The sequence below is a fragment of the Streptomyces sp. NPDC058741 genome, from assembly GCF_042746715.1.
Lineage (GTDB): Bacteria > Actinomycetota > Actinomycetes > Streptomycetales > Streptomycetaceae > Streptomyces.
The window spans coordinates 71,982-97,526 of record NZ_JBHYQH010000013.1 but is presented as its reverse complement, the minus strand read 5'-3'; the positions used below and the strand labels follow the sequence as shown (position 1 = coordinate 97,526).

At 72.3% G+C, this 25,545-nt stretch carries 16 protein-coding genes and 1 pseudogene; 10 read left to right on the top strand and 7 right to left on the bottom strand.

The window, feature by feature from the left end:
* Window positions 1-182: 182 nt before the first annotated feature.
* Window positions 183-3,278 (bottom strand): glycosyl hydrolase, encoded by a 3,096-nt coding sequence (locus ACFW6P_RS13740; RefSeq protein ID WP_386354602.1) that lies wholly within the window; start codon window positions 3,276-3,278, stop codon window positions 183-185.
* Between the two features lie 1,030 nt (window positions 3,279-4,308).
* Between ACFW6P_RS13740 and ACFW6P_RS13735 the strand changes: the two genes are divergently transcribed.
* The 6 genes from ACFW6P_RS13735 to ACFW6P_RS13710 all read left to right on the top strand — a co-directional run bounded on the left by ACFW6P_RS13735 (window position 4,309) and on the right by ACFW6P_RS13710 (window position 12,664).
* On the top strand, window positions 4,309-5,673 hold the full coding sequence (locus ACFW6P_RS13735) for an ABC transporter substrate-binding protein (protein WP_386354605.1): 1,365 nt from the start codon (window positions 4,309-4,311) through the stop codon (window positions 5,671-5,673).
* A gap of 114 nt (window positions 5,674-5,787) precedes the next feature.
* Window positions 5,788-6,735 (top strand): carbohydrate ABC transporter permease, encoded by a 948-nt coding sequence (locus ACFW6P_RS13730; protein WP_386423729.1) that lies wholly within the window; start codon window positions 5,788-5,790, stop codon window positions 6,733-6,735.
* On the top strand, window positions 6,732-7,643 hold the full coding sequence (locus ACFW6P_RS13725) for a carbohydrate ABC transporter permease (protein ID WP_386354610.1): 912 nt from the start codon (window positions 6,732-6,734) through the stop codon (window positions 7,641-7,643). Before ACFW6P_RS13730 ends, ACFW6P_RS13725 begins: the two co-directional genes overlap by 4 nt.
* Window positions 7,640-9,679 (top strand): beta-galactosidase, encoded by a 2,040-nt coding sequence (locus tag ACFW6P_RS13720; RefSeq protein WP_386354613.1) that lies wholly within the window; start codon window positions 7,640-7,642, stop codon window positions 9,677-9,679. Before ACFW6P_RS13725 ends, ACFW6P_RS13720 begins: the two co-directional genes overlap by 4 nt.
* Before the next feature lie 4 nt (window positions 9,680-9,683).
* Entirely contained in the window at window positions 9,684-10,496 is an 813-nt protein-coding gene (locus ACFW6P_RS13715) for a DeoR/GlpR family DNA-binding transcription regulator (RefSeq protein WP_386354616.1), read from the top strand.
* Complete coding sequence (locus ACFW6P_RS13710) at window positions 10,493-12,664, top strand: alpha-galactosidase (protein WP_386423728.1); 2,172 nt, start codon at window positions 10,493-10,495, stop codon at window positions 12,662-12,664. The genes ACFW6P_RS13715 and ACFW6P_RS13710 overlap by 4 nt, the downstream gene beginning before the upstream one ends.
* A gap of 125 nt (window positions 12,665-12,789) precedes the next feature.
* Here ACFW6P_RS13710 and ACFW6P_RS13705 read toward each other — a convergent pair whose 3' ends face one another.
* Entirely contained in the window at window positions 12,790-13,107 is a 318-nt protein-coding gene (locus tag ACFW6P_RS13705; RefSeq protein WP_386354622.1) for an alpha-amylase, read from the bottom strand.
* A 384-nt stretch (window positions 13,108-13,491) separates the two neighbouring features.
* Window positions 13,492-14,130: pseudogene (locus ACFW6P_RS13700) on the bottom strand (carbohydrate-binding module family 20 domain-containing protein); the annotation flags it as partial.
* Window positions 14,131-14,186: 56 nt separating this feature from the next.
* Here ACFW6P_RS13700 and ACFW6P_RS13695 point away from each other — a divergent pair.
* The 3 genes from ACFW6P_RS13695 (at window position 14,187) to ACFW6P_RS13685 (ending at window position 20,592) form a co-directional block, all read left to right on the top strand.
* A complete protein-coding gene (locus ACFW6P_RS13695; protein WP_386354625.1) occupies window positions 14,187-15,251 on the top strand; it encodes a LacI family DNA-binding transcriptional regulator in 1,065 nt (354 codons plus the stop codon).
* 887 nt (window positions 15,252-16,138) lie between these two features.
* On the top strand, window positions 16,139-20,278 hold the full coding sequence (locus tag ACFW6P_RS13690; RefSeq protein ID WP_386423727.1) for a SpoIIE family protein phosphatase: 4,140 nt from the start codon (window positions 16,139-16,141) through the stop codon (window positions 20,276-20,278).
* Entirely contained in the window at window positions 20,275-20,592 is a 318-nt protein-coding gene (locus ACFW6P_RS13685; RefSeq protein ID WP_386354630.1) for an STAS domain-containing protein, read from the top strand. The genes ACFW6P_RS13690 and ACFW6P_RS13685 overlap by 4 nt, the downstream gene beginning before the upstream one ends.
* A 14-nt stretch (window positions 20,593-20,606) precedes the next feature.
* Here ACFW6P_RS13685 and ACFW6P_RS13680 read toward each other — a convergent pair whose 3' ends face one another.
* From ACFW6P_RS13680 to ACFW6P_RS13665, 4 genes are all read right to left on the bottom strand, one after another.
* Window positions 20,607-20,930 (bottom strand): STAS domain-containing protein, encoded by a 324-nt coding sequence (locus tag ACFW6P_RS13680; protein ID WP_386354633.1) that lies wholly within the window; start codon window positions 20,928-20,930, stop codon window positions 20,607-20,609.
* A gap of 111 nt (window positions 20,931-21,041) precedes the next feature.
* Window positions 21,042-21,743 carry a response regulator gene (locus ACFW6P_RS13675; protein WP_386354636.1) on the bottom strand — a complete coding sequence of 234 codons (702 nt, stop codon included), beginning with the start codon at window positions 21,741-21,743 and terminating at the stop codon, window positions 21,042-21,044.
* 148 nt (window positions 21,744-21,891) lie between these two features.
* Window positions 21,892-22,392, bottom strand: a complete 501-nt coding sequence (locus ACFW6P_RS13670; RefSeq protein ID WP_386423726.1) for a hypothetical protein — start codon at window positions 22,390-22,392, stop codon at window positions 21,892-21,894.
* A 33-nt stretch (window positions 22,393-22,425) separates the two neighbouring features.
* Entirely contained in the window at window positions 22,426-24,318 is a 1,893-nt protein-coding gene (locus ACFW6P_RS13665; protein WP_386354684.1) for an ABC transporter ATP-binding protein, read from the bottom strand.
* 314 nt (window positions 24,319-24,632) lie between these two features.
* Between ACFW6P_RS13665 and ACFW6P_RS13660 the strand changes: the two genes are divergently transcribed.
* Window positions 24,633-25,532 carry a YbhN family protein gene (locus ACFW6P_RS13660; RefSeq protein WP_386423758.1) on the top strand — a complete coding sequence of 300 codons (900 nt, stop codon included), beginning with the start codon at window positions 24,633-24,635 and terminating at the stop codon, window positions 25,530-25,532.
* Window positions 25,533-25,545: the final 13 nt, after the last annotated feature.

Below are 25,545 nucleotides of genomic sequence, written 5' to 3'. Positions count from 1 at the left end.
AGGGAGCGGCTGTTCGGCGCGGGAGGGACGGGAGGGAGGTGCGGCTCGGGCCGCTCCGCGTGGACGCGCGCCGCAGGCACCGCCGCAGGCACCGCCGCAGGCACCGGCCGGCGGGCCTGCGGCCGCCGTTGGCCGCCCCGGCCAGGCCGGTGGGCACGTCCCGCCGGCCTGGCCGGACGTCGTCAGGCGAACGGGATGGTGAGGACCGACCCCTTGCCCACCTCGACGGTCGACGGGCCGTTGCCGAGCGCGCTCCAGAGCTCGACGCGGACGGTGCCGCCGTTCAGGTCGCCCAGGGTGCCCGAGGACGAGTGCAGCCCCTGCCGGGCCGAGGAGTAGTCCTCCCAGCCGGGGACCGGGTCGGTGGCGAAGTAGCGGTACGTCTCGACGCGGTCGAAGGTGCCGTCGCCGGTCAGGTCGTAGGAGACCCGGGCCTGCTGGGCGTACCCGACGTTGGCGCCGGCGTCCACCTTGAAGGTGAAGGCGGTGCTCGCGCCCGCCTTCAGGGCACCCTTGACGTTCTTCACCTCGTAGACGACCGGGTTCTTCGGCGCCCCGTCGTGGGTGGTGCCGCCCGCGGCCGGGATGGTGTCCGAGGAGCCCGTAGCGGTCGCCTCGGTGGCGAGCGATCCCCCGGAGCGCAGGTAGAAGGTGTCGCCCGTGACGTACGGCGGGGGCGGATCGCCGGCGGTGGTGACGGTCACGCTGCCGCTGGCCGGCCCGACCTGGTTCGCCGTGTCGCGGGCCTTGACGGTGTAGGTGTACTTCGTGCCGGGGGTCAGCCCGGTGTCCGTGTGCGTGGTCCCGGTGACGGTGGCGACCTTGGTCGTGCCGCGGAAGACGTCGTAGTTCTTCACGCCCTTGTCGTCGGTCGCCGCGTCCCAGCTCAGCTTGGCCGAGGTCTCGGTGACGCCGGAGGCCACCGGGGTGCCGGGCGCGGAGGGCTTCCCGTCCGCGGGCGGCGGGTCCTCGCCGCCGCCCGTGGCGCCGCACAGGGCGGCGAGCTTGGTGTCGTCGCCCGCTCCGGACGCGGTCGACCTCGCCGGGACGTTCAGCACGCCGCCGTCGGAGAAGACCACCGAGCACTCCTCGGCGCCGTAGTTGTGCGCCGCGTACGTCTTGGTGTCGTTCTTGCCGAAGACGACGGCCGTCGGCGTGTTGGCCGTGACCGTCATGTCCGGCGCGCCGAGGGAGTTCATCGTGGCGACCCAGTGGTAGGTGTGGGCCTTGGTCTCGCCGGCCTCGGGGACGTAGCCGCCGTTCCACTGGTTCCAGTACTGCATGGCCTTGCCGGGGTCGTAGAGGGCCTGGACCTGCCAGAAGATGTCCTTCCACTCGACGGCCGGGCCGCCGTTCTCCTTCTCCATCTCGGTCACGCTGCGTCGGAGCATCTCCTTCTCCCGCGCCAGGTGCAGCGAACCGCCGGTCACGGGCAGGAAGTTGATGCCGTGGATCTCCTCGGGGTTCGCGGTCCACCAGGTGGCGTAGGCGCCGCCGCTGCTCCAGACCATGCCGACGACGTCATGGGTGAAGTCCTCGGGGTAGACCTTCTGGTCGGCGTCGAACCAGTACTGCGCGATCGACTCCGACTCGGTCATCATCATGTAGACGCCCTGGTCGCGCAGCGCCTTGTCGCCCATGGCCGAGCCCCACATGATCAGGCCGGCGCTGAGGTTGATCGACTCCGAGGAGGACTCCTGGTTGTTGCCGGCGGCGAAGGCCTCGTGACCGGCGGCCCAGCTGTGACCGGCGTAGGCGTCGAAGCCGCGCAGGAAGGGGTACTCGGTGTCGTCCCTGGCCGGGTTGGCGGCGTCCTTGATGAGCTCCTTCACCATGCCGCCCCACTCGGAGTCGGCGGCCCACTGCGGGTCGTACTGCGCCACGATCGCCGCGGCCATCACGTAGTACGAGTAGTGGAAGTGGTGGTCGTTGAGCTCCTGGTCGCTGCCGTAGGAGGCCGGGTAGCCGATGAGGGTGCGCCAGTCCTTGTCGTAGGAGAACTCGGACGGTCCGCCGACGGTGAACCACTCCTCCATCCGGGCCTTGATGAGCTGGAGGAGCTTGTCGCGGTCGGCGGTGTCGCCGATCTGGTCGGCGACGGGCACGAGCTGGGCGAGCTTGCCCAGGGCCTTGCCGGTCCAGTACGTGTCGATGGCGCCGCTGAACGGATCGCCCTGCGTCAGCACGTCGTTGATGTACGTCTTCAGCTTGGCCTTGTCGACGCCCGCGGCGCTCGGCAGCCCGGGCAGGACGCCGTTCACCTTCTGCGTGGTGGTGAACGACTTGCCCTCGCGGACCTTCATCTCACCGCGCGAGGAGACGTAGCTGTAGTCGGTCAGCGGGTCGGAGGTGTGCAGCCACTGGTGGCGGTACAGAGCCTGGAGGGTTCCGGTCTCCTCGCCCTCCTTCGCCTCGGTGGTCAGCGAGTAGGTGGCCTTGACCTCGCCGTCGCCTTCCCGGTAGTCCCAGTCGACCTTGGAGCCGGTCACGAAGCTGAAGGCGTACTTCTCGTAGTCCGCGAGCGCCTCCTTGCTCGGCAGGACCGCCAGGGAGAAGTAGTCCTTGGAGCCGAGGTCGGCGCGGATCGCGTTGCCGGAGACCGTCCAGTCGCTGCTGCTCGGGGCGAACAGCGCGTAGTGGTGTCCGGAGATGGTGACGCCGAGGACGTTGCCCTGGTCGGCGAAGACCGTCGGCGGTGCTGCGGCGCTGATCTGCGCCGCGCCGCCGGTGCCCTCCGCGTACACGTACGGCAGGCCGTGGCCGATGGTCGCCCGCAGGGTGCGCGCGGAGTCCTTCCAGTACGGGGTGACGGTCCAGTCGCTCCACCCGTCCGCCTTGGCGTCGGGCGAGTTGAGGCCCGCGAGGCCGAGGGTCAGGTCGGCCTTGTGCGCGAACTCGTACTGCCGTCCGCCGCCCACGATCTGATGGTCCGTCGGATAGCCGACCTCCAGACCCCCGGACACCGCCTTGTAGGTGAGGGGGTGGCCGTACATGTTCTCCGACCAGGGATTGGAGGCGAACCGCTGGAAGATCAGCGAGGACCACCAGTCGTTGGTCGGCACCGGCTTGTCCGCCATGGCGGACGTGACCTTCGGCTTGACCGCCTGGCCGCCGTTGTTCGACGGCCCCTGCCTCCCGGCCGGCCGGACGTCGCTGTAGCTTCCCTTCCCCACGTCGATGGTGGCGGCGGAGGCGACACCGCTGCCGACGGTGGACGCCAGACCCGTGGCGGCCAGGGCGGCCGTCGACAGGAGTGCGAGACGTCTGCGGAATCTCATGCGCAACCCTTCTGAGAGCGCTCTCAAGTCGCCGTCAACGTAGGCTCACGTCAACGAACGGTCAACACATCAAGCAGGGTTCTGTTACGTACGGGACCAAGTTCGCCGCCGACGGGTATTGACTCAAGTCGCTTACGGCGCTGGTGAATCGGGGACCGGCCTCGCCGACCGCACGGGTACGTGTGCGCGGATGTGCGTTTTTGGCGGGCGGTGCCCCGCCACTGCACACCAATACGGGCGGCGCATCATGAGAGCGCTCTCACGGACGCTTTCCCCACCTCACCCCAGGCCCAGCCCTCCCGACCTCCCCGCACCTCACCCCAACCCCGGACCCCCTCGGCGACAGACTCCGCCGACCGCGCCGGGCACCGGGGGCGGCCATGCCGCGCACCGGGCGCGCCGACGGCATCGCCGGCGCCCCCGCGCCCACGACTCCGGCCTTCGCTTCACGCGGGCCACCGTCCGGACGCCGCGAGGGCTCGCCCGCTCCGGTGGCGGAAGCGACGACCTTCCAGGCCTCCCGCACCCGACGCCGACGCAGCGAGCCCCCGCCCCCGCACACAGCGGGCCCAGGACGGGGCCAAGGCGCGTATGCGCCCGCATATGCCGAGTCGGGCTCGGGACGGCAGCCGAGGACCGTCCGGCCAACCGAACGACGCCGCCGTACCGATTCCTCGTCCAGCCCGTCGGACAAGGCCCCTTGAGGCATCGAACCCGGCCGAGCACCGCCGGGCACCGGAGGGCCGGGGGCCGTCCGGCGGGCCTCGCCCCTCCCCATCCGGCTTCACTCCCGCATATTCACTGAAACGTCTTCTGGCAACGTTCGACCATCCCGTCCGGTGATCGGCAAAGCCGATCCCCGCAGGTAGAGACCAATCCTCGAACGACCAGGCAGCCGGATAACGGTTCATGTTTGATTCCGTTATCTAGCGATGGAGTGTGTTGACTTTACGCGTAGTTAACAGTCAATGTGTGCGCACCCCGCCACTCCGGGACACGTAGCGGAGCGGCACGTACCCGAGGAGACGCCATGTCACTGCGGACCCATCGCCCCGCGCTTCGCCGGGCCCTGGTGGCCCTTGCCGCACTCCCCCTGCTCGCCACCGCGGCGTGCGGCGGCTCGGGCACCGAGGACAGTGCGTCGGGTGAGCAGGGCAAGTGCGAGAAGAGCGACGGCAAGGTCAAGCTCACGTACTGGTCCTGGATCCCCGGCGTGGACAAGGCGGTGGCCGAGTGGAACCGCCAGAACCCCGACATCCAGGTGACCGTCAAGTCGACCCCTGCCGGTAACGCCGGCACCTACCAGAACATGTCGAACGCCCTGAAGGCGGGCAAGGCCCCCGACCTCGGGCAGATCGAGTACGACTCCCTGGCGAGCTTCCGCCTGCAGGAGGGCCTCACCGACATCGCCTCGTGCGCGGGCGTCAAGGAGGCCCAGGGCGACTTCGTCGACTGGACCTGGTCCCAGGTGACCTTCGGCGCCGACGGCAAGGACGGCGTCTGGGCGGTGCCGCAGGACACCGGCCCGATGGCGCTCTTCTACCGCAAGGACCTCTTCGAGAAGCACGGCATAGCCGTGCCGAAGACCTGGGACGAGTACTACGAGGCGGCCAAGAAGCTGAAGAAGGCCGACCCCAAGGCGTACATGACGCACTTCTCGCAGACGGACCCGAACTGGTTCAGCGGTCTGCTGTGGCAGAAGGGCGCGAACATGTTCGCCCAGGAGGGCGACACGTGGAAGGTCGAGGTCGACAGCCCGGCCGCCGGCGAGGTGGCCGACTACTGGCAGAAGATGATCGACGAGAAGCTGGTCGCCACCGATCTGCAGGGCTTCTCCCCGGCGCTCTACAAGGCGTGGAACAACGGCGAGGTGGCGACCTGGGTCAGCGCCGCCTGGGGGTACAGCACCATCCGGGACAACGCCAAGGCGACCTCCGGCAAGTGGGCCGTGGCCCCGATGCCGCAGTGGTCCGCGGGCGAGAACAAGGCCGGCAACTGGGGCGGCTCCACCACGGCGGTCCTCGGCAAGAGCAAGCACCCCTACGAGGCGTCGAAGTTCGCGCTGTGGCTGAACACCGACCCGAAGGCGCTGGAGATCCTCAACCGTGAGGGCGGTCTCTACCCCGCGGCCACCGCCGGGCTCGAGCTGGCGGCGCTGAAGAAGCCGGTGGACTTCTACGACGGCCAGAAGATCTTCGACGTCTTCGCGGACGCCTCCAAGAACGTCACCACCGACTGGACGTTCGGTCCGACGATGACCGACACCTACCGCTTCATGGGCGACGGCATCGCCGGGGCACTGGGCGGCAAGGGCACCCTCAAGGACGCGCTGCGCTCGACCGACACGAAGACGGTCGACTCCCTGGAGAAGCAGTCCCTGGAGGTCGCCAAGTAGGTGGCAGGGGGCCGGGGCCGGGGTGAGACCCGCGGCCCCGGCCCCGACCGCCGGGTCCCGCTCGCGGCCCGTTCCCCCTCGCCAGCACAGCCCACCCCAGGAAGAGACCACGACATGACCGCCGACCCCATAGCGGCCACAGCCCCGCCGCCGGCGCAGACCGCCCCCGCCCGCGTCCCGGCCCGCCGCAGACGGAACTGGGCGCCCGTCTTCTTTCTCCTGCCGTTCTTCGTGCCGTTCGTCCTGTTCACCCTGCTACCGGTCGGCTACGCCTTCTACCAGAGCCTGCTCAAGACCGAGCGGACCGGCGGCACCTTCGGCCGCAAGGCGACCGTGTTCGCCGGTCTCGACCAGTACAAGGAAGTCCTCGGCGACGCCGAGTTCCTCGGCAGCGTCGGCCGGGTGCTGGTCTTCGGGCTGGTGCAGATCCCGGTGATGCTGCTGCTGGCGCTGGTGCTCGCGCTGCTGCTCGACTCGACCGTGGCCCGCCTCAAGCGGTTCTTCAGGATCGCCTACTTCGTGCCGTACGGCATCCCGGGTGTGATCGCCGCGCTCATGTGGGCCTTCCTGTACGACCCGCGGCTGTCGCCCATCGTGGACCTGCTCGACAAGTCCGGCTCAGCGCCGGACTTCCTCGGCTCGTCGATGATGCTGTGGTCCATCGGCAACGTCGTGACCTGGACGTACACCGGCTACAACATGCTGATCATCTACGCCGCCCTGCAGGCCATCCCGTCCGACATCTACGAGGCGGCCCGGATGGACGGCGCGAGCGAGGCCAAGATCGCCTGGCGGATCAAGGTGCCGATCCTGCGTCCGGCCCTGATCCTGACGGGCGTCTTCTCGATCATCGGGACGCTGCAGCTGTTCACCGAACCGCAGGTGCTGCGCTCCATCTCCACCAGCGTGACCAGCACCTACACCCCCAACCTGGCGGCCTACTCGCTGGCCTCGGCGAACAACTACAGCGAGGCCGCGGCCATGTCCGTGACGCTGGCGCTGGCCACGTTCGTCCTGTCGTTCGGATTCCTCAAGCTCACGGGCCGAAAGGGCGAGTCATGAGCCTCCTCACCGACACCGCGGGCGCCCACGCGCCCCGTCAGACCTCCGCGACCGCACCGCGCGGCCCCCGGGAGAGCCGCCTGGCGGTGATCGCGGCCACCGGATTCCTGGTCGTCATCGCCGTCTACATGCTGCTGCCGGTGTTCTGGCTGATCGTCTCCTCGACCAAGAGCCAGGGCGACCTGGTCGACTCGTTCGGCCTGTGGTTCTCCGACTTCCACCTGTTCGACAACCTGCGGGCGCTGTTCGCCAAGCAGGACGGGGTGTACCTGCCCTGGCTCCTCAACAGCCTGCTCTACGCGGGAGCCGGCGCGGCCGTCGGCACCCTGCTGTCCGCGATGGCCGGCTACGCCCTGGCCAAGTACCGCTTCCGGGGCCGGGAGTTCCTGTTCTCCGTGGTGCTCGGCGGTGTGCTGGTGCCCGCCACCGCGCTGGCGCTGCCGCTGTTCCTGCTGTTCGCCGAGGTGGACGCCACCAACACGTTCTGGTCGGTCTTCCTGCCCAGCGTCGTCAGCCCCTTCGGCGTCTACCTGTCGCGGATCTTCGCGGCGGCGTCCGTGCCCGACGAGCTGCTGGAGGCGGCCCGGATCGACGGGTCGGGCGAGCTGCGGACGTTCTTCACCATGTCGCTGCGGCTGATGTCCCCGGCGATGGTCACGATCTTCCTGTTCCAGTTCGTGGTCATCTGGAACAACTTCCTGCTGCCCCTGGTGATGCTCCAGGACGACCGCCTCTACCCGGTCACCCTCGGGCTGTTCACCTGGCAGTCCCAGGTCAGCCGCGACCCCTCGCTGCAGATCCTGAGCCTCACCGGCTCACTCGTGTCGGTGGTGCCGATCGTCATCACCTTCCTGGTCCTGCAGAGGTACTGGAAGGCCGGTCTCGCGGCAGGAGCGGTGAAGTCGTGACCGACGGGCTGAAGCACCTGTCCGACCGGCTCGGCGGCATCGCCTACGGCGGCGACTACAACCCGGAGCAGTGGCCGCGCGAGGTGTGGGACGAGGACGTCCGCCTCATGCGGGAGGCCGGCGTCAACCTCGTCACCGTCGGTGTCTTCTCCTGGGCGTTCCTCGAACCGCGGCCCGGGCAGTACGAGTTCGGGCTGCTCGACGAGGTGCTGGACCTGCTGCACGCGCACGGCATCGCCGCCGACCTGGCGACGGCCACGGCGTCCCCGCCGCCGTGGTTCTCCCTGCGGCATCCCGAGGCACTGCCGGTGACCGCCGACGGCGTCCGGCTCACGCACGGCTCGCGGCAGACGTTCTGCCCGAGCAGTCCCGCGTACGCCGAGGCGGCCGGCCGGCTCACCGAACGGCTCGTGGAGCGGTACCGCGATCATCCCGCGCTCGCGCTGTGGCACCTGCACAACGAGTGGGGCAACCACAACGCGCACTGCTACTGCGACGCCGGCGCCGAGGCGTTCCGGGGCTGGCTGCGGGAGCGGTACGGGGACCTCGACGGCCTCAACGAGGCGTGGGGGACGGCGTTCTGGAGCCAGCGGTACGGCGACTGGGCGGAGGTCATGCCGCCGCGCGCCACCGCCGCCGTGCCGAACCCGACCCAGCAGCTGGACTTCTGGCGGTTCTCCTCGGACGCGCTGCTGGCGCTGCACCGGCGCGAGGCGGAGATCGTGCGCCGCCTGTCCCCCGGTGTGCCGCTGACCACCAACCTGCTGGTCACACTGGAGAAGAAGGTCGACGGGTTCTCCTTCGCAGGGGAGTGCGACTTCGTCTCCGTGGACCAGTACCTCACGGCCGCGGACCCCGAGGCGCACATCGGGCTTGCGCTCGACGCCGACCTCGCGCGCGGCATGGGCGGCGGCGCTCCGTGGCTGCTGATGGAGCACTCCACCTCCGCGGTGAACTGGCAGCCGCGCAACGTGGCGAAGACCCCGGGGCAGATGCGGCGCAACAGTCTCGCGCACGTGGCGCGCGGCGCCGACGGCGTCCTGTACTTCCAGTGGCGCCAGTCCCGGGCGGGCGCCGAGAAGTGGCATTCGGCGATGCTCCCGCACGGCGGCACCGACACCAAGACCTGGCGCGAGGTCACCGCCCTCGGGCAGGACCTGAAGGCCCTGGCCGAGGTGCGCGGCAGCCGCGTCGAGTCGGACGTGGCCCTGCTCTTCGACTGGAACGCCTGGTGGGCGCTGGAGACGGACGCCACCCCCTCGCGTGACGTGCGCTACCTCGACCTGGTGCGCGCCTGGTACGAGGCGCTGTGGTCGCTGGGCGTCACCTGCGACCTGGTGCACCCCGCGAGCGATCTGAGCGGGCACCGGCTGGTGCTGGTGCCCAGCCTCTGCCTGACGTCCGACGCGGACGCGTCGCGGCTGGACGCCTTCGTACGGGAGGGCGGTCACGCGGCCGTCGGCTTCTTCAGCGGTGTCGTGGACGAGAACGACCACGTGCGGCTGGGCGGCCACCCCGGGGCGTACCGGGACCTGCTCGGGGTCCGCGTCGACGAGTTCTTCCCGCTGCGCGAGGCGGAGACCGTGCGGCTCTCCGACGGCTCGCGGGCCACCGTGTGGAGTGAGCTCGTGGAGCCGCGCGGCGCCGAGACGATCGTGTCGTTCGACGCGGACCCCTCGCACGGCGGCCCGGTCGCGGGACACCCCGCGATCACCCGCAGCTCCTACGGCGCCGGGGTGTCCTGGTACGTGGCGACGCGGCCGGACGCGGACGCCCTGCGCGCGCTGCTGGCCCGGGTCTGCCGGGAGGCCGGTGTCACCGCGCCGGCGGAGGTCCCGGCCGGGGTGGAGGCGGTCCGCAGGCACGGCCCGGACGGCACCTACCTCTTCCTGATCAACCACACCTCCCGTGACGTTCTCGTCCCCGCGGTGGGCACCGATCTGCTGAGCGGCACCGTCGCCGACGGCAAGACCGTCGTCCGCGCGGGCGACGTCGTGGTGCTGCGCGAGGACGGCACCCCGCCGTCGGAGCGGTGACGGGATGCTGGCAAGGCAGCGGCAGGAGAGGATCGCCGAACTCGTCCGGCAGCACGGCTCGATCCGGGTCGGCGCTCTGACCGAGCGGTTCGGCGTGTCCCACATGACGATCCGGCGCGATCTGGAGTCCCTCGCGCGCCGGGGCCGGCTCGACAAGGTCCACGGAGGCGCGGTCACACCGGAGCACGGCGGCACCACCACGGAGCCGGCGTTCGGGGAGAAGCGCTCCCGTGCGGTCACCGCCAAGGAGGCCATCGCGGCCGCGGCCGCCCGGCTCGTCGCGCCGGGCTCCGCGATCGCGCTGACGGCGGGGACCACCACATGGACCCTCGCCCGACGCCTCCTCGACGTCCCGGACATCACGGTGGTCACCAACAGCGTCCGGGCGGCGCAGGTGCTGGAGGCCCGCCGGCGGCAGAAGCAGACGGTCGTCCTCACCGGCGGCGTCCGCACCCCCTCCGACGCCCTGGTGGGGCCGGTCGCGGTCGCCGCACTGGCCTCGCTGCGGGTCGACGTACTGTTCATGGGGGTCCACGGCATGGACGCCCGGACCGGCTTCAGCACGCCCAACCTGGAGGAAGCGGAGACGAACCGGGCGATGTGCCGCTCGGCACGGCGGGTGGTGGTGCTCGCCGACCACACCAAGTGGGACACGCCCGGCCTGGCGGCCATCGCCTCGCTGGGGACGGCCGACCTGCTCATCACCGACTCGGGCATCGACGCGCACGCCCGGGACGCACTGGAGGCCGGCGTCGGCGAGCTGACCGTCGTGGACCCTGCCGCACCCACCCGACCCGTCGAAAGCCTAGGTACGTGATCACCGAGCACCTCCTCCACTTCCGCGCCGGAGGCACGAGCCTCGTGCTCGACTGTTCGGGCCCCCGGCTGCCCCGGATCCTGCACTGGGGAGCCGACCTGGGCGAACTCGGCGACCCGGGCGACACGGCGCCCGGCGGCCCCGGCGGCCTCGCCTCGCTCGCCCTGGCGAGCCGCGCCGAGCTGGGCACCAGCGTTCCCGACGTCCCGGTGCCGGTGAGCGTGCTGCCCGAGCAGTCGGCCGGCTGGCTGGGCACCCCGGGGCTGTCCGGCCACCGCGAGGGCGCCGACTTCACCGGCGCGTTCACCGTCCGGGAGGTGCGCGTCCCGGCTCCTCGCTCCCTGGCGGTCGAGGCCGTGGACGACCAGGCCGGGCTCACCCTGCGGTGGGAGCTGGAGCTGACCGCGTCGGGCCTGGTGCGCCAGCGCGCGGAGCTCACCAACGAGGGCACCGGCCCCTACACGGTGGACGCCCTGCAGCTCACCCTCCCGGTACCGGCGCACGCCACCGAGGTCCTTGACCTGACGGGCCGTCACTTGCGCGAACGTTCCCCGCAGCGGCACGAGTTCACGCTCGGCACGCACCTGCGGGAGAACCGCCGCGGACGCACCGGCGTCGACGCCACGCTGCTGCACGCGGTGGGCGAGCGCGGCTTCGGCTTCCGTGAGGGCGAGGTGTGGGCCCTGCACGTCGCGTGGAGCGGCAACCACCGCACCTTCGCCGAGCGGACGAACGCCGGGGTCTCGCTCCTCGGCGGCGGTGAGCTGCTGCTGCCGGGCGAGATCCGCCTCGCGCCCGGCGCCGCGTACGCCACGCCGTGGCTGCTGGGCGCGTACGGCCGGGGCCTGGACGCCATGGCGGGGCGTTTCCACACCCACCTGCGGCAGCGCCCCCACCACCCGGCCACGCCGCGGCCCGTCACGCTGAACACCTGGGAGGCCGTCTACTTCCGGCAGGACCTGGACACCCTCACCGCCCTCGCGGACGCGGCGGCGGAGGTCGGGGCCGAGCGGTTCGTCCTGGACGACGGCTGGTTCCGCGGGCGCCGCGACGACCGGGCCGGCCTCGGGGACTGGTACGTCGACCCCGAGGTCTGGCCGCAGGGGCTGCATCCGCTCGTCGAGCACGTCCGCGGCCTCGGGCTCCAGTTCGGCCTGTGGGTCGAACCGGAGATGATCAACCCGGACTCGGACCTGGCCAGGGCCCATCCGGATTGGATCCTGTCCGCGGCCGGGCGCATGCCGCCCGAGGCCCGGCACCAGCAGGTGCTGGACCTGGCCCGCCCGGAGGCGTACGCGTACGTGCTCGAACGTCTGGACGCCCTGGTCGGCGAGTACGCCGTCGACTACCTCAAGTGGGACCACAACCGCGATCTGGTCGACGCGGGCAGCGGCCCCTATGGCGTCGGCGGGGTGCACGCCCAGACCACCGCGGTGTACGCGCTGATGGACGAGCTGCGCCGGCGCCACCCCGGGCTGGAGATCGAGTCCTGCTCCTCCGGCGGCGCCCGGGTGGACCTCGGCATCCTCGAACGCAGCGACCGGGTGTGGACGAGCGACTGCATCGACGCCCTGGAACGGCAGCAGATCCAGCTCTGGACGGGGATGCTGCTGCCTCCCGAACTGATGGGTGCGCACGTGGGCTCCCCCGCCGCGCACACCACGGGCCGCACGCACGGCCTCGACTTCCGCGCCGGGACCGCCCTCTTCGGCCACATGGGCATCGAGTGGGACCTCGCCCGGGCGACGTCCGAGGAGCGCCGCCGGCTCGCCGAGTGGATCGAGACCCACAAGCGGCTCCGGCCGCTGCTGCACGGCGGGACGGTGGTCCACGCCGACCACCACGATCCCGCGGTCCTGGTGCACGGTGTGGTGGCCCCCGACCGGTCCCGTGCCGTGTACGCGGTGGTGCAGAAGGCCACGAGCGTGCAGGTGCCGGCGGGCCGGGTGCGCCTGCCCGGTCTGGCCGAGGACGCGCTCTACGCCGTCACCCCGCTGCCGCCGGGGGACGCGGTCCGGGGCCCGGTCACCAGCCCGCTGCCCTGGTGGACACCGGAGGGCGTCGAACTGCCGGGCCGCGTCCTGTCCGTGCTCGGCGTCCAGGCACCGACGCTCCACCCGGAGAGCCTGGCGCTGATCGAGGTGCGGCGGGTCGGGACCCGGGGATGACGGAGTCCGGGCGAGGCCGACCCCGCAGCGGGCGGCGTCCTGGAAGGCGCGATGTCGCCGAGTGACCGAGTCGGGCCGAGTCTCATCCGCGACGCCGCGACCGGTCCGCCGCGTCGCCGCCGGGATCAGACGCCCTCACCGGTGTCGCACAGGACCACGCCCAGGATCTCGTTGCCCTGGGTTCCGTACCCCGGGAAGGTGATCACGGCCCCGGGAGGCGCGATGCGGCAGGGCACGGCGGTTCCGTCGCGGTACTCGACCTTCACGGTGTGCGGGTCGGCGCAGTCGTTGGTGACGAAGGTGTAGCGCCAGCCCGTGGTGAAGTGGACGCACTCGGGCGCGCTCCGCCGGTCCTCCGGAACCTCGCGCGTCTCCGCCCGGGCCGCCGCGCCGGGTGTCGCCACGGCCAGAACGACCGCACATGCCATGACAGTTGAACGCATGAACGGCTTCATCGCACCGCTTCCCTTCACTTGGTGAACGAACGCCCACAGCGTATGCCGGGCTCGACACGCCATGAAAAGACTTGCGGAAAGTTTCAGACCCTTGCACAACCGCTTTCACGGGCGTCTGAGCCGAGCCTGGGCCGGTTTCGCCCGGATGAAGTGGCTGGACTTACTCCTGACACCGGCGCGTCCTGCCGTCGGCAGACGAAGGCGAGCCGGTGGGGGTGGCGGGCCGTGAAACGGCGAAAAGCAGCCGCCCTTCAGGGAAGCAGGCCTCCGCGGAGCAGGCCTTCCCGGAGCAGGGCACACAGCGGACCGCCCGGTTCACCCTCGTGGGGCGAACCGGGCGGAGTGGGGGCTACGGCAGGGCGCTGTGGTGGTTCAGCTGCGCCAGGCGTCGCTCAGCAGCGTCCCGCCAGCGGTCGGGACGGTCGCGGCGCGGTTGGCTCCGCTCTCCCAGGTGACCTTGCCGGAGGCGTCCTTGCGGAGGTACTTGTACGCGAAGGAGGTGCCGGCCGGGAGGGCGACGTCGAGCTTCCGGACGGGGTAGGCCGCCGGGTCGAGCTTGAGCGCGTCGGCCGGGTTCCCGTTGCCCAGCGCGGCCTTGTCACCGGTGACGTAGATGTTCTCGCCCCAGGCCGTGAAGGCGCTGACGCCGAACGAGGCGCCGGGTCCTCAGCCGGACTGCCCACGCCCGCGTCGGTGCGGCTGGCCGCCCCAGCTTGCAGGAGGAGCGCCGTGTCGGCGTCGAGGGTGGCGGTGAACTGCCCGGAGCCGTTCACCGTGACGGGCTTGCCGCTCTGGGTCGCAGTGGGTGCGGACGGGCAGCGACGTCTGGAAGGTGCGGTTCAGCGAGCCGGACTCGCGGTTGATCACGACGTAGGGCTTGCCGCCGCGGCCGAAGGCGATGGCGGTGTTGAGGTCGTCCCACCAGTCGTTCACCGCCGCACCGCCCGCGGTGTTGTGGAACCCGACCACGCCGGCGATCTCACGCCAGGGGTGCTGGCACTTCCGCCCGTCCCGGCGATTCCGCACGCGGTGGGCACGGCGGCGGATGGCCGGTAAAGTACGCTGCCATGACCACGCGGCTCGCTGACATCGCAGCCCGGGCGGGCGTCAGCAAGGCCACCGTCAGCCGCGTGCTGAACGGCGGCCGCGGCGTGGCCAAGGACACCCGCGACTGCGTGCTCACCGCCCTCCACGCGCTGGACTACGCGCACCCGCCGCGGCAGCGCCGCACGGAACTGGTCGGCCTGATCACACCGGAGCTGGACAATCCCATCTTCCCCGCGATGGCCCAGGTGATGGGGCAGGCGCTCACGCGCCAGGGCTACACCCCCGTGCTGGCCACGCAGACACCGGGCGGTTCGACCGAGGACGAGCTGACGGAGATGCTCGTGAGCCGCGGGGTGTGCGGCATCGTCTTCGTCTCCGGCCTGCACGCCGACACCACCGCGGACACCGCACGGTACGACCGGCTGCGTGAGCGGCGCGTGCCCTTCGTGCTCGTCAACGGGTTCTCCCCCCGGATCGAGGCGCCCTTCGTCTCTCCGGACGACCGGGCCGCCATGCGTCTGGCGGTGGTGCACCTGGCCGAGCTGGGGCACGACCGGATCGGGCTCGCGCTCGGGCCGGAGCGCTTCGTGCCCGTGCAACGCAAGATCGAGGGTTTCCGCGCGGCCCTCGGCGAGTTCCTCGGACTGCCGGCGCGGGAGTCCGAGGGGTTGGTGCGGCACTCGCTGTTCTCCCTGGAGGGCGGCCAGGCCGCGGCGTCCGCACTGCTCGACGTGGGCTGCACGGCGGTCGTCTGCGCCAGCGACATGATGGCCCTCGGGGCCGTCCGGGCCGCACGGCAGAGAGGTCTCGCGGTTCCCGGCGACCTCTCCGTCGTCGGCTTCGACGACTCACCGCTCATCGCCTTCACCGACCCTCCCCTGACCACCGTCAGACAGCCCGTCAGGGCGATGGGGCAGGTCGCCGTGGACGCGCTGCTGGAGGAGATGGGCGGCGCGCCGCCGCCGCGCACCGAGTTCGTCCTCATGCCGGAGCTGGTGGTCCGCGGATCGACCGCCGCCGGCCCCCGGGCCGGTCGGCGGCCGGCCGACCGGCGCCGGCCGGGGACGGTGGCGGCCGCGGAGTGACGGGGAGCGCGCACACTCTTTACACTTGTCATGCACGAGTAATCTCCACCATGCCTGCAAGTTGCTGCAACTTTCCGATACGCGGCAGCAGCGCAGCGCGGGCGCAGGAGGCCTCGAGGTGCGTCCCGGTCTCCGCCGTCGCCCCGCACGGCAGCTCCCCCTCCCCACCCCGGCGGGAGCAGCTTTCGGTCATGGTCACACCTCCGGATGCCGATCGGCCGACAGGGCGGATACCGGCACTTCGGTCCCGTGCCCGCGATCGGATGCACCGGGCGCATCACGGCCGGTGCGCGTACGCCGGCGGGTTCAGTCGGTCTCCCGGGAGTGCAGGACCGCGCCGATCCGCCGCGCCGGGTCGTGCCGTCGCCCTGCCGCCGGTGCGGGTGCCGTCGGCACCCCGCCCCGTCCCGGCCGTGCGTCTCCCGCGTCACACGTCGTTCACCTCTGCCGTCATGTCGGCCTCTGCGCCCGCCGGCACAGGCTCGTGGAGTCGGGGCGGGCCGGGTCCGGGTGGCACCCGCGGCCCGGCCACGGTCCCTTCCCCGCCCGTCGTATGTCCCGAAAGCGCCCGGCGCAAGCATGCCGACCCGGCCGGTGGGCCGCGGAGACGTGGTCGGCCCCGGTCACGCGCCGCTCCGGCGCGGGTCGCTGCCGGCCGGTCCGGGGGCCGGTGCCCGGAGTGGCACCGTACGTGACGGACGGTCCGTCGGTCACCATGGCCGCTCGCTCCCCGGCGGACACCCGTACCCTTGGCCCACGCCGAGGGGCCGGGCGCGACGACGTGCTCGTCAGGAGGTGCAGGCCCCGGTCTCGCGGGCACCAGCAGGAGGTGCGGGGCCGCGCGCGTGAGCGCGGTCCGGTGGGCACCGGGAGCGAGGGAGCTGTTCATGGCCGGACGGGACGACGCGGAGCGCAGACCCCCGGCCCGTGCCGACGTCTTCTCCGCCGACGACGTGGTCGGCGCGGCGCTCGCCGCCGTCGACTGGACCGGCACCCCCGTGGGCCCGCCGGACGGCTGGCCCCAGAGTCTGAGAACGGCCGTGAGCACCCTGTTGTCGTCGCGTTTCGCCATGTGGATGGCGTGGGGACCGGAGCTGACGTTCTTCTGCAACGACGCCTACCGCCGCGACACCCTGGGCCGCAAGTTCCCCTGGGCGCTCGGCCGACCCGCCCGCGAGGTGTGGGCCGAGGTCTGGGACGACGCCGCCCCCCGGATCGCCACCGTGCTGGCCACGGGACAGGCCACCTGGGACGAGGGTCTGCTGTTGTTCCTGGAACGGTCGGGATACCCGGAGGAGACGTACCACACCTTCTCCTACAGTCCGCTGCGGGACGACTGCGGCGTGGTGGTGGGGATGTTGTGCGTGGTCAGCGAGGAGACCACGAGGATCGTCGGTGACCGGCGTATGGCCACCCTGCGCGATCTGGGCTCCGACCCGGGTGTGGCGCGCACCGAGCCGGAGACGCTGGACTTCGCCGCCCGCCAGCTCGCGCGCAATCCGCAGGACCTGCCGTTCACCTGCACCTACCTCTTCCAGGACGACGGTTCGGCGCGCCTGTCCGTCTCCACCGGGATCGCGGCCGGGCATCCGGCCGCGCCGCCGGTCGTGCGGAGCGACGACCCCGCGGCCGTGTGGCCGGCGGGGCGGCCGGCCCGGGGCGAGAACGTGCTCGTGGACCTGGACGGCCCTGCGTTCGACGACCTGCCCGCCGGGTCCTGGCCACGGCCCCCGGCTCAGGCTCTGGTGGTGCCGCTGCCGCGGCAGGGCGACTCGCCGTACGGCTTCCTGGTGGCCGGCCTCAACCGGTACCGTCCGCCGGACGACACCTACCGGGGCTTCGTCGAACTGGTCGCCCATCATCTGGCGGCCGGTATCGGCAGCGCTCGCAGCTACGCGGCGCAGCAGCGCCGGGCCGAGGAACTGGCCGAGCTGGACCGGGCGAAGACCGCGTTCTTCTCCAACATCAGTCACGAGTTCCGCACCCCGCTCACCCTGATCATGGGGCCGGTGGAGGAGCTGCTCGCCCGGCGGGGCGACGACCCGGGGCTGCGGGCGGAGCTGGAGGCCGTCCGCCGCAACGGGCTGCGGATGGGCAGGCTGGTCAACGCGCTGCTGGACTTCTCACGCATCGAGGCGGGCCGTATGCGGGCGGTCTACGAACCGGTCGATCTGGCCGCGGTGACCGCCGAGCTGGCGAGCGTCTTCCGGTCCGCCGTGGAGAAGGCCGGGCTGGCCTTCGAGGTGGACTGCCCGCCGCTGGACCGGCCCGTGCACCTCGACCGCGGCATGTGGGAGAAGGTGGTGCTGAACCTGCTCAGCAACGCGCTGAAGTTCACCTTCGACGGCACGATCCGCGTCGCCGTGCGCACGGAGGACGGCCGGGCCGAGGTCACCGTCTCCGACACCGGTATCGGGGTGCCCGCCGAGGAGATGCCGAGACTGTTCGAACGGTTCCACCGGATCGAGAGCGCGCGGTCCCGGTCCCACGAGGGCAGCGGGATCGGCCTGGCCCTCGTCAAGGAGCTGGTGGGCCTGCACGGCGGGACGATCACCGCGGACAGCACCGAGGGGCGGGGCTCCTCGTTCACCGTCCGGCTGCCCTTCGCCGCCGCGCCCCTGCCCACCGGGGACGTGCCCGCGGACCCGGCTCCCGTCTCGTCCCCGGACCCGTTCGTGCAGGAGGCGCTGCGCTGGCTGCCGGACGGCTCGTCCCCCGCGGTGACGGCCGCGCGGCAGGCGCCCGAAGGCGCTCTGGCCGTCGTGGGTGACGCGCGGGTGGTGGTCGCGGACGACAACGCCGACATGCGCGAGTACCTGCAGCGTCTGCTGACGGGGGCCGGATACCGGGTGACGACCGTCACCGACGGGACGAGCGCTCTGGACGCCGTACGGGCCGATCCGCCCGAGCTGGTGGTCAGCGACGTGATGATGCCGGGCCTGGACGGCCTCGCGCTGGTCGCGGCACTGCGTTCGGAACCGCGCACGGCGTCGATACCCGTGCTGCTGCTGTCGGCCCGCGCCGGTCAGGAGGCGTCCATCGAAGGCCTGCAGGCGGGAGCGGACGACTACCTCGTGAAGCCGTTCGCCGCCGCCGAGCTGCTGGCCCGGGTCCGCGCGAACGTGGGACTGGCACGGCTGCGCACCCATCACCTGCGGTGGCGCACCGCCCTGATCGACTCGCTGCAGGAGGCCTTCTTCGTCTGTGACGAGGAAGGGGCGGTCATCGAGATCAACACGGCGTTCAGCGAGATGCTCGGCTACTCCGTCGAGGGCCTTCCGTACGGCCCCGTGCATCCGTGGTGGCCCGACGCGGACACGGACCCCGATGCGTACAAGCAGGTCAGAGCCGCTTTCGACCCGATGACGAGCGGGGCGCGGAAGAACCTCACGATACCCGTGCGGCACCGTGACGGTCATCGGCTGTGGGTGAGCGCCACGTTCAACACGGTGGAGGACTCCGACACCGGGCGCCACAGGGCGGTGGGCACCTTCCGGGACGTGACGGCGGAGCACTTCGCCGTCCAGCGGGACACCGCGCTCGCGGCCCTCAGCACGCGGCTGTCGGAGGCCGCAGGTCTGACCGAGGCGCTCGTCGGCGCGCTGTTCCAGCTCAAGGAGCTGTGGCGGGCGCGGAGCGTGCTGGCGGCGGTCCTCGGCCCGCGCGGCGAACCGGTGGTGACCGCCACCGATCCGTCCGTGACGTGGACGTCCCTCCCCGACGGCGGGCGGCGCTTCCTCGAACAGCTGGGGCGGGAGCCGATGCTGGCACCCGTCACCACCAAGGGCGGGGCCGGCATCCTCCTCGGGCACCCCGAGGGTCCGCTGGCGCTCTGGGTGGACCTGGGCGAACGGCGGCCCTTCACCGGCGAGGACCAGCTGCTGCTGACCCTGCTGGCGGGTCACCTCGCGCAGGGGCTGGTCCGCGTCCACCAGATCGACCAGCAGCGCGAGACGGCCATCGCGCTGCAACGCGCCATCCTGGGCCCCTCCCGGCTGCCCGCCGGCTTCGCCGTGCGCTACGAGCCTGCCACCCGGCCGCTGGAGGTCGGCGGTGACTGGTACGACACGGTGAGCCTGCCCGACGGCCGCATCGGCATCGTCGTCGGCGACTGCGTGGGCCACGGTCTGGAGTCGGCCAGCGTCATGGGGCAACTGCGCAGCGCGTGCCGGGCGCTGCTGCTGCAGGAGCCGAACCCGGCGCGCACCCTCATGGCGCTGGACCAGTTCGCCGCGGGTGTTCCCGGTGCCGTGTGCACGACCGTGTTCTGCGGTGTCCTGGAGCCGGCCACCGGGCGGCTGGTCTATTCGAGCGCGGGGCACCCGCCGGGGATCCTCGCCCTGCCGGACGGCACCGTCCGGCTGCTGGAGGAGGGCCGCGCCCTGCCGCTGGCGGTCCGCCCCGGGCGGGAGCGGCCGCAGGCCTCGTGCACGGTGCCGGGCCGCGGCACCCTGCTGCTGTACACGGACGGTCTGGTCGAGCGGCGCCGCCGCTCCCTGGCCGACGGCATGGAAGAGGCCGGCCGGGCCGTGCAGGAAGGCCGGGACGCCGGGGTGGAGGAACTGGCCTCGCGGATCATGCGGCAGCTCGAACCCGAGGGCGGCTACACCGACGACGTGGCGCTTCTGCTGTACCACCACCCCGTGCCGCTGGAGGTCGAGTTCCCGGCTCGATCCGCGCAGCTCGGCGTGGTGCGCAAGGCGCTGCGGGACTGGCTGGACCAGTGCGCGCTCCCCCGGCACATCGTCCAGAACGTCCTGGTCGCGGCGGGCGAGGCGTGCGCCAACGCCATAGAGCACGGGCACCGCGACAGCCCCGGGGGGACGATCCGGCTGAGCGGCCGGGCCCACACCCACGACCTGTGTGTCACCGTCGCCGACACCGGCCGCTGGAAGGACCCCCGGCCCGAGCAGAACCTGCACCGCGGTCGCGGCGTGAAGCTGATGCGGGCGCTGATGCGGCAGGTCACCATTACGCCGGGCCCTGACGGCACCGTCGTCGAGATGCAGACGAGGACCGATCGATGACCAGTCCACTCACCCTCTCCCCCGCTCGGCGTGCCGACGGCACGGCCGTGCTGACAGTCGTCGGCGAGATCGACCAGAGCAACGCCCACGAGCTGGCAAAGGCCCTGGACGAGGTCCGCGGGACCGTCGTCCTGGATCTGACGGGGGTGGAGTATCTCGACAGCGCGGGCCTGAACGTCCTGTTCGCCCGCAGCGCCGGTCTGGAACTGGTGGTGCCGCCTCTGCTGGCGCCGGTGCTCACCGTCTCGGGCCTCGCCGCGCTGGTCCCGGTGCACCAGCCGGAGCACGCGGCGCGCGACACCCCCGCGGGGTGACGGGAACTCGGGGGTCAGGCCGTCGCGGTCGGTCCGGGCTTGAGCGACATGACGGTGTCGAGCCCGAGCACACCGAACATGCGGAGCAGACCGTCGTGGAGTCCGACGGCGCTGACCGAGCCGCCGAGCGCGTCCAGCCGCTGGTACCAGCCCACCAGGGCGCTCACGCCGGTGGAGTCCATGTGCAGGGTGTGCGACGCGTCCAGCACCAGGTGGCGGCACCCCGAGTCGATGATCGCGTTCACCGCCGTGACCACCGAGGGCGTGGTGTAGAGGTCGACGTCCTCGGGCAGCTGCGCCACGACGCGGTCGCCCTCACGCTCGATGATGTGCAGCACCCCGGTGCCTCCCCGTCCCGTGCGATGGCCGGCGCGTTCAGCACCCAGGCTACCGGGTGGGCTGCCGCGGCCCGGACGGCCGCCCTCGAACGCCGGGCGTCGGCCGTGAGGTCACGCCCGCCAGCCGTACCGGCGTTCCGGCCGCCCGGCGGCCCCGTAGCGCAGGGACACCTCGGCGCTGCCGGTGCTGTGGAAGTACGCGAGGTAGCGGCGGGCGCTGACGCGGGACACGCCGGTCAGTGCGGCGCACTCGGAGGCGGACAGCGTGCCCTCCGCCTCGCGCAGCGCCCGCTCGACGAGTTCGGCGGTCTCCACGCTCATGCCCTTGGGCAGGGCGGCGGACGGCGCGGGCGCGAACGCCCCGGTCAGCACCCGGTCGATGTCGGCCTGGCCGCGCACCACCGTCGTCAGCAGCCGGCCGCGCCGGGCGGCGTAGCGCTGCAGACGGGAGCGCAGTGCCTCCAGGTCGAACGGTTTGAGGAGGTAGTCGACCACGCCGCGGCGCACGGCACCGCGTACGGTGTCGGTCTCCCGGGCGGCGCTGATGACCATGACGTCGCAGTCGTGGCCGGCCGCGCGCAGCCGGGGGATGACGTCGAGGCCGAAGAGGTCGGGCAGGTACAGGTCGAGCAGGACGAGGTCCGGACGCAGCGCCTCCACGGCCTCGATCGCCTGGGCGCCGGTGTGCGCCACGCCGACGACGCGGAACGGCTCGACGCGTTCGACGAACGCGCGGTGGACCCCGGCCACCCTGAAGTCGTCGTCGACCACGAGGACCTCGATCGCGCCCGGGGTGTCGCTGCCTGCGGTCATGGGGCCGCTCCTTCCGCCACCGTCACCGCAGTCCCTGGGACTGTGAACCCGCTCCTCCATGCCGGCACACGGTGGGGCGGGTCATGTGCCGGGTCGCACCATCATGACGTCCACCAGCGGAAACCGAAAGGGAGCCGGCAGGCCGTGGTCACCGCGGCCCGGGCCCGACGCCCCGCAGCTTCCGGATCGTGCCGCCCGGTCGCGCGCGCAGGGGTTCGAGCAGGTCCGGCTCGGCGCTGACCACCCAGCGCATGCCGACGAGGTACGTGCCGCCGTTGACGGCCGCCGACTCCAGCCGGGTCTCCTTGAGTCTCTCCTCGGGGAAGGTGGTGATGAGGTAGTCGCCCTTCGGGGTGCGGCACACGCCCTCGCGCAGTTCGTCCGCCTCGGTGCGGATCCTCGCCGTGCAGCCGGTCAGGCCGGCGATCACCTCCACCTTCGCCGGTGCGACGACCCCGGCGGCGGGAGCGGCGGACACGCTCGGTGACGCGGCACCGCCGCCGCAGGCGGTGAGGAGGGGAAGCACGGCCAGGGCGCCGGCCGCGGCGGCGGCACGGTGCCGGCGGGTGGGGGTCCGGCGGCTGGATCGTACGAGCGGTTGCTGCTGGGACGCGTCGCCTCTCCGGGGGCGGGCTGCGGGCTGGAGCACTCGAGAGGGATACGGGCCGGCCCGGGCGGGTGTTCACGCGGGCTCCGCGACCTCTTCCGCCGCGGCGGCCGGCTCTCCGGCGAACTGGGTCCGGTACAGCTCCGCGTACCGCTGCCCCGCCGCCAGCAACTCCTCGTGCGTGCCCCGTTCCACGATCCGGCCGGCCTCGACCACGAGGATCTGGTCGGCCGCCCGGACGGTGGACAGGCGGTGGGCGATGACGATCGCGGTGCGGCCCGCGAGGGCTTCGGTGAGGGCCTCCTGGACCGCGGCCTCGGAGGTGTTGTCGAGGTGGGCGGTGGCCTCGTCGAGGATGACGACGCGCTGGCGGGCCAGCAGCAGGCGGGCGATGGTCATGCGCTGGCGTTCGCCCCCGGACAGGCGGTAGCCGCGCTCGCCGACGACGGTGTCGAGGCCGTCGGGCAGGGAGCGGACGAGGTCGTCGAGGCGGGCCCGGCGCAGGGCGTCCCACAGCTCGGCCTCCGCGGCGCCGGGCCGGGCGAGCAGCAGGTTGGCGCGGACGGTGTCGTGGAAGAGGTGCCCGTCCTGCGTCACCATGCCGAGGGTCTGCCGCAGGGACCGTGCCGTGAGGTCGCGGACGTCGACGCCACCGACGCGGACGGCGCCCTCGTCGGTGTCGTACAGGCGTGGCAGCAGCTGCGCGACGGTCGACTTGCCGGCGCCGGAGGAGCCGACGAGCGCCACGGTCTGGCCCGGTTCGGCGCGGAAGGAGACGCCGTGCAGGACTTCCTCGCCGCCCCGCCCGTCGAGGGTCGCGACCTCCTCCAGGGACGCCAGGGAGACCTTGTCGGCGGCGGGGTAGCCGAAGCGGACCCCGTCGAACTCGACCGCCACGGGCCCCTCGGGCACCGCGCGGGCGTCCGGCTTCTCCTCGATGAGCGGCTTGAGGTCGAGCACTTCGAAGACCCGCTCGAAGCTCACCAGGGCGCTCATCACCTCGACGCGCGCCCCGGCGAGCGCCGTCAGCGGCGCGTACAGCCTGGTCAGGAGCAGCGCGAGCGACACCACCGCGCCCGCCTCCAGCGTGCCGCGCAGCGCGAGGTAGCCGCCGAGGCCGTAGACCAGGGCCAGAGCCAGGGAGGAGACCAGGGTGAGGGCGGTGATGAAGGTCGCCTGGGCGGTGGCCGTGCGCACGCCGATGTCGGCGACCCGGCGGGCTCGTTCGGCGAACTCGCGCGACTCCTCCTCGGGCCGTCCGAAGAGTTTGACGAGGGTGGCGCCGGGTGCGGAGAAGCGCTCGGTCATCCGGGTGCCCATCGCCGCGTTCAGCGTCGCCGCCTCCCGCTGCATCCGGGCCATCCGGCTGCCCATGCGCCGGGCCGGGATCACGAACACCGGCAGCAGCACCAGCGCGAGCAGGGTGATCTGCCAGGACAGGGTGAGCATCACGGCAAGGGTGAGCAGCAGCGTGACGAGGTTGCTGACCACTCCGGACAGGGTGTTGCTGAACGCGCGCTGGGCGCCGATGACGTCGTTGTTGAGTCGGGAGACGAGGGCGCCCGTACGAGTACGTGTGAAGAACGCCACCGGCATGCGCTGCACATGGTCGAAGACGGCGGTGCGCAGATCGAGGATGAGGTGCTCGCCGAGCGTCGCCGAGAGCCTGCGTCCGAGGATGCCGAGCGCCGCCTCCGCCACCGCGATCAGCGCGATGAGCAGGGCCAGGCGTACGACGGTGGCCTCGTCTCCGTCCGAGACGATCACGTCCACGACGCGCCCGGCCAGGACGGGCGTCGCCACGGCGAGCAGGGCGGTGCCGATGCCGAGGAGGACGAAGAGGGCGATGCGGCGCCGGTGCGGGCGGGCGAACGCGCCGATGCGGCGCAGGGTCGCCAGGGCGAAGGGGCGGTGTTCCGACTGGGCGTTCATGACGCTGTGCAGTTGGGTCCACGCTGTGGTCTCCATGCTCATGGGAGCGAACGTAAGACCTCAAGCGACGTCGAGGTCAAGGCGCTCTCGCACATTTCGCCGCCATACCGCACAATCAGCCCGATCCCCCTCTCCCCGTTTCCCGCGCAAAGGCCCCGATGACGCTTCCCACGCAGCCGCTCACCGCGTGCAATCCGCAGGCCCCGCTCCCGCAACCCGCCGTTGGCGCGGGCCGGGCATCCTCTGCGGACGTGACAGCGGTCCAACTCCCCGACAGCATCCGGCCCGACGTCCGTCCGGGACGACTCCCCCGCCGCGTCCCGGTCCGCCTCCTGCGGCGGATCCTGTGCCTGCTTCCGCTCCTGCTCGTCACCGTGGTCGCGGTGCGGCACCGCTCGGTGCTCGCCGAGGGCTTCGCGCACCTCGGCACCGCCGAGTGGCCGTGGCTGCTGGCCGCGGCCGGTACGACCTGTCTGACGTGGGTCGCCGCGTCCTGCACCCGGCAGGGCGCGGTCGTCGAGCGGCTGCCCCGACGGCGTTTGCTGGCCACGCAGTTCGCGGCGGGCGCGGCCAACCACCTGCTGCCGACGGGGCTGGGCGCGAGCGCCGTCAACCTGCGGTTCATGACGGTGTGCGGTCTGCCGCTGGCCCGCTCCTCGGCCGCCCTCGCGCTGTACCTGCTGGCGGAGAGCGTGGGCCGGGTGGCCCTGCTGGGCGCTCTGCTGCTGGCGTTCCCCGGGGCGCTGCGGCTCGGCGCGCTGGTCCCGGAGGCGGCGTTCGGCCCGCTGCTGGCCGGTGCGGGCGTGCTGGTCGTGGCCGCGGTGGCCGTGCTGGTCCTCGTGCGGCGGGTGCGCTCGGCCCTGGTGTCCTTCCTGCGCACGGCCCTCGGTGAGGCGCGCTCGGTGCACACCCGCCCGGGCCGGGCGCTGGCCCTGTGGGGCGGCTCGCTCGCCTTCCCGGCGCTGCAGGCGTCCGTGCTGGTGCTGGTGGGCCGGGCGCTGGGACTGGACGTACCGGCCGCGCACATGGCGGTGGCATACCTGGCGGCGACGGTCGCGGTGGCGCTGGTGCCCACGCCGGGCGGTATCGGCTCGGTGGAGGCGGCCCTGGTCGTGGCGCTGGTGGCGGCGGGCGGCCCGGCCGCGGTGGCCACGGCCGTGGTGCTGGCGTTCCGGGTCGTCACGGTCTGGCTGCCGCTGCTGCCGGGCGCGTTGACGCTCGCGGCCCTGGTGCGGCTGAAGGTGATCTGACCGGGCCTAGCGT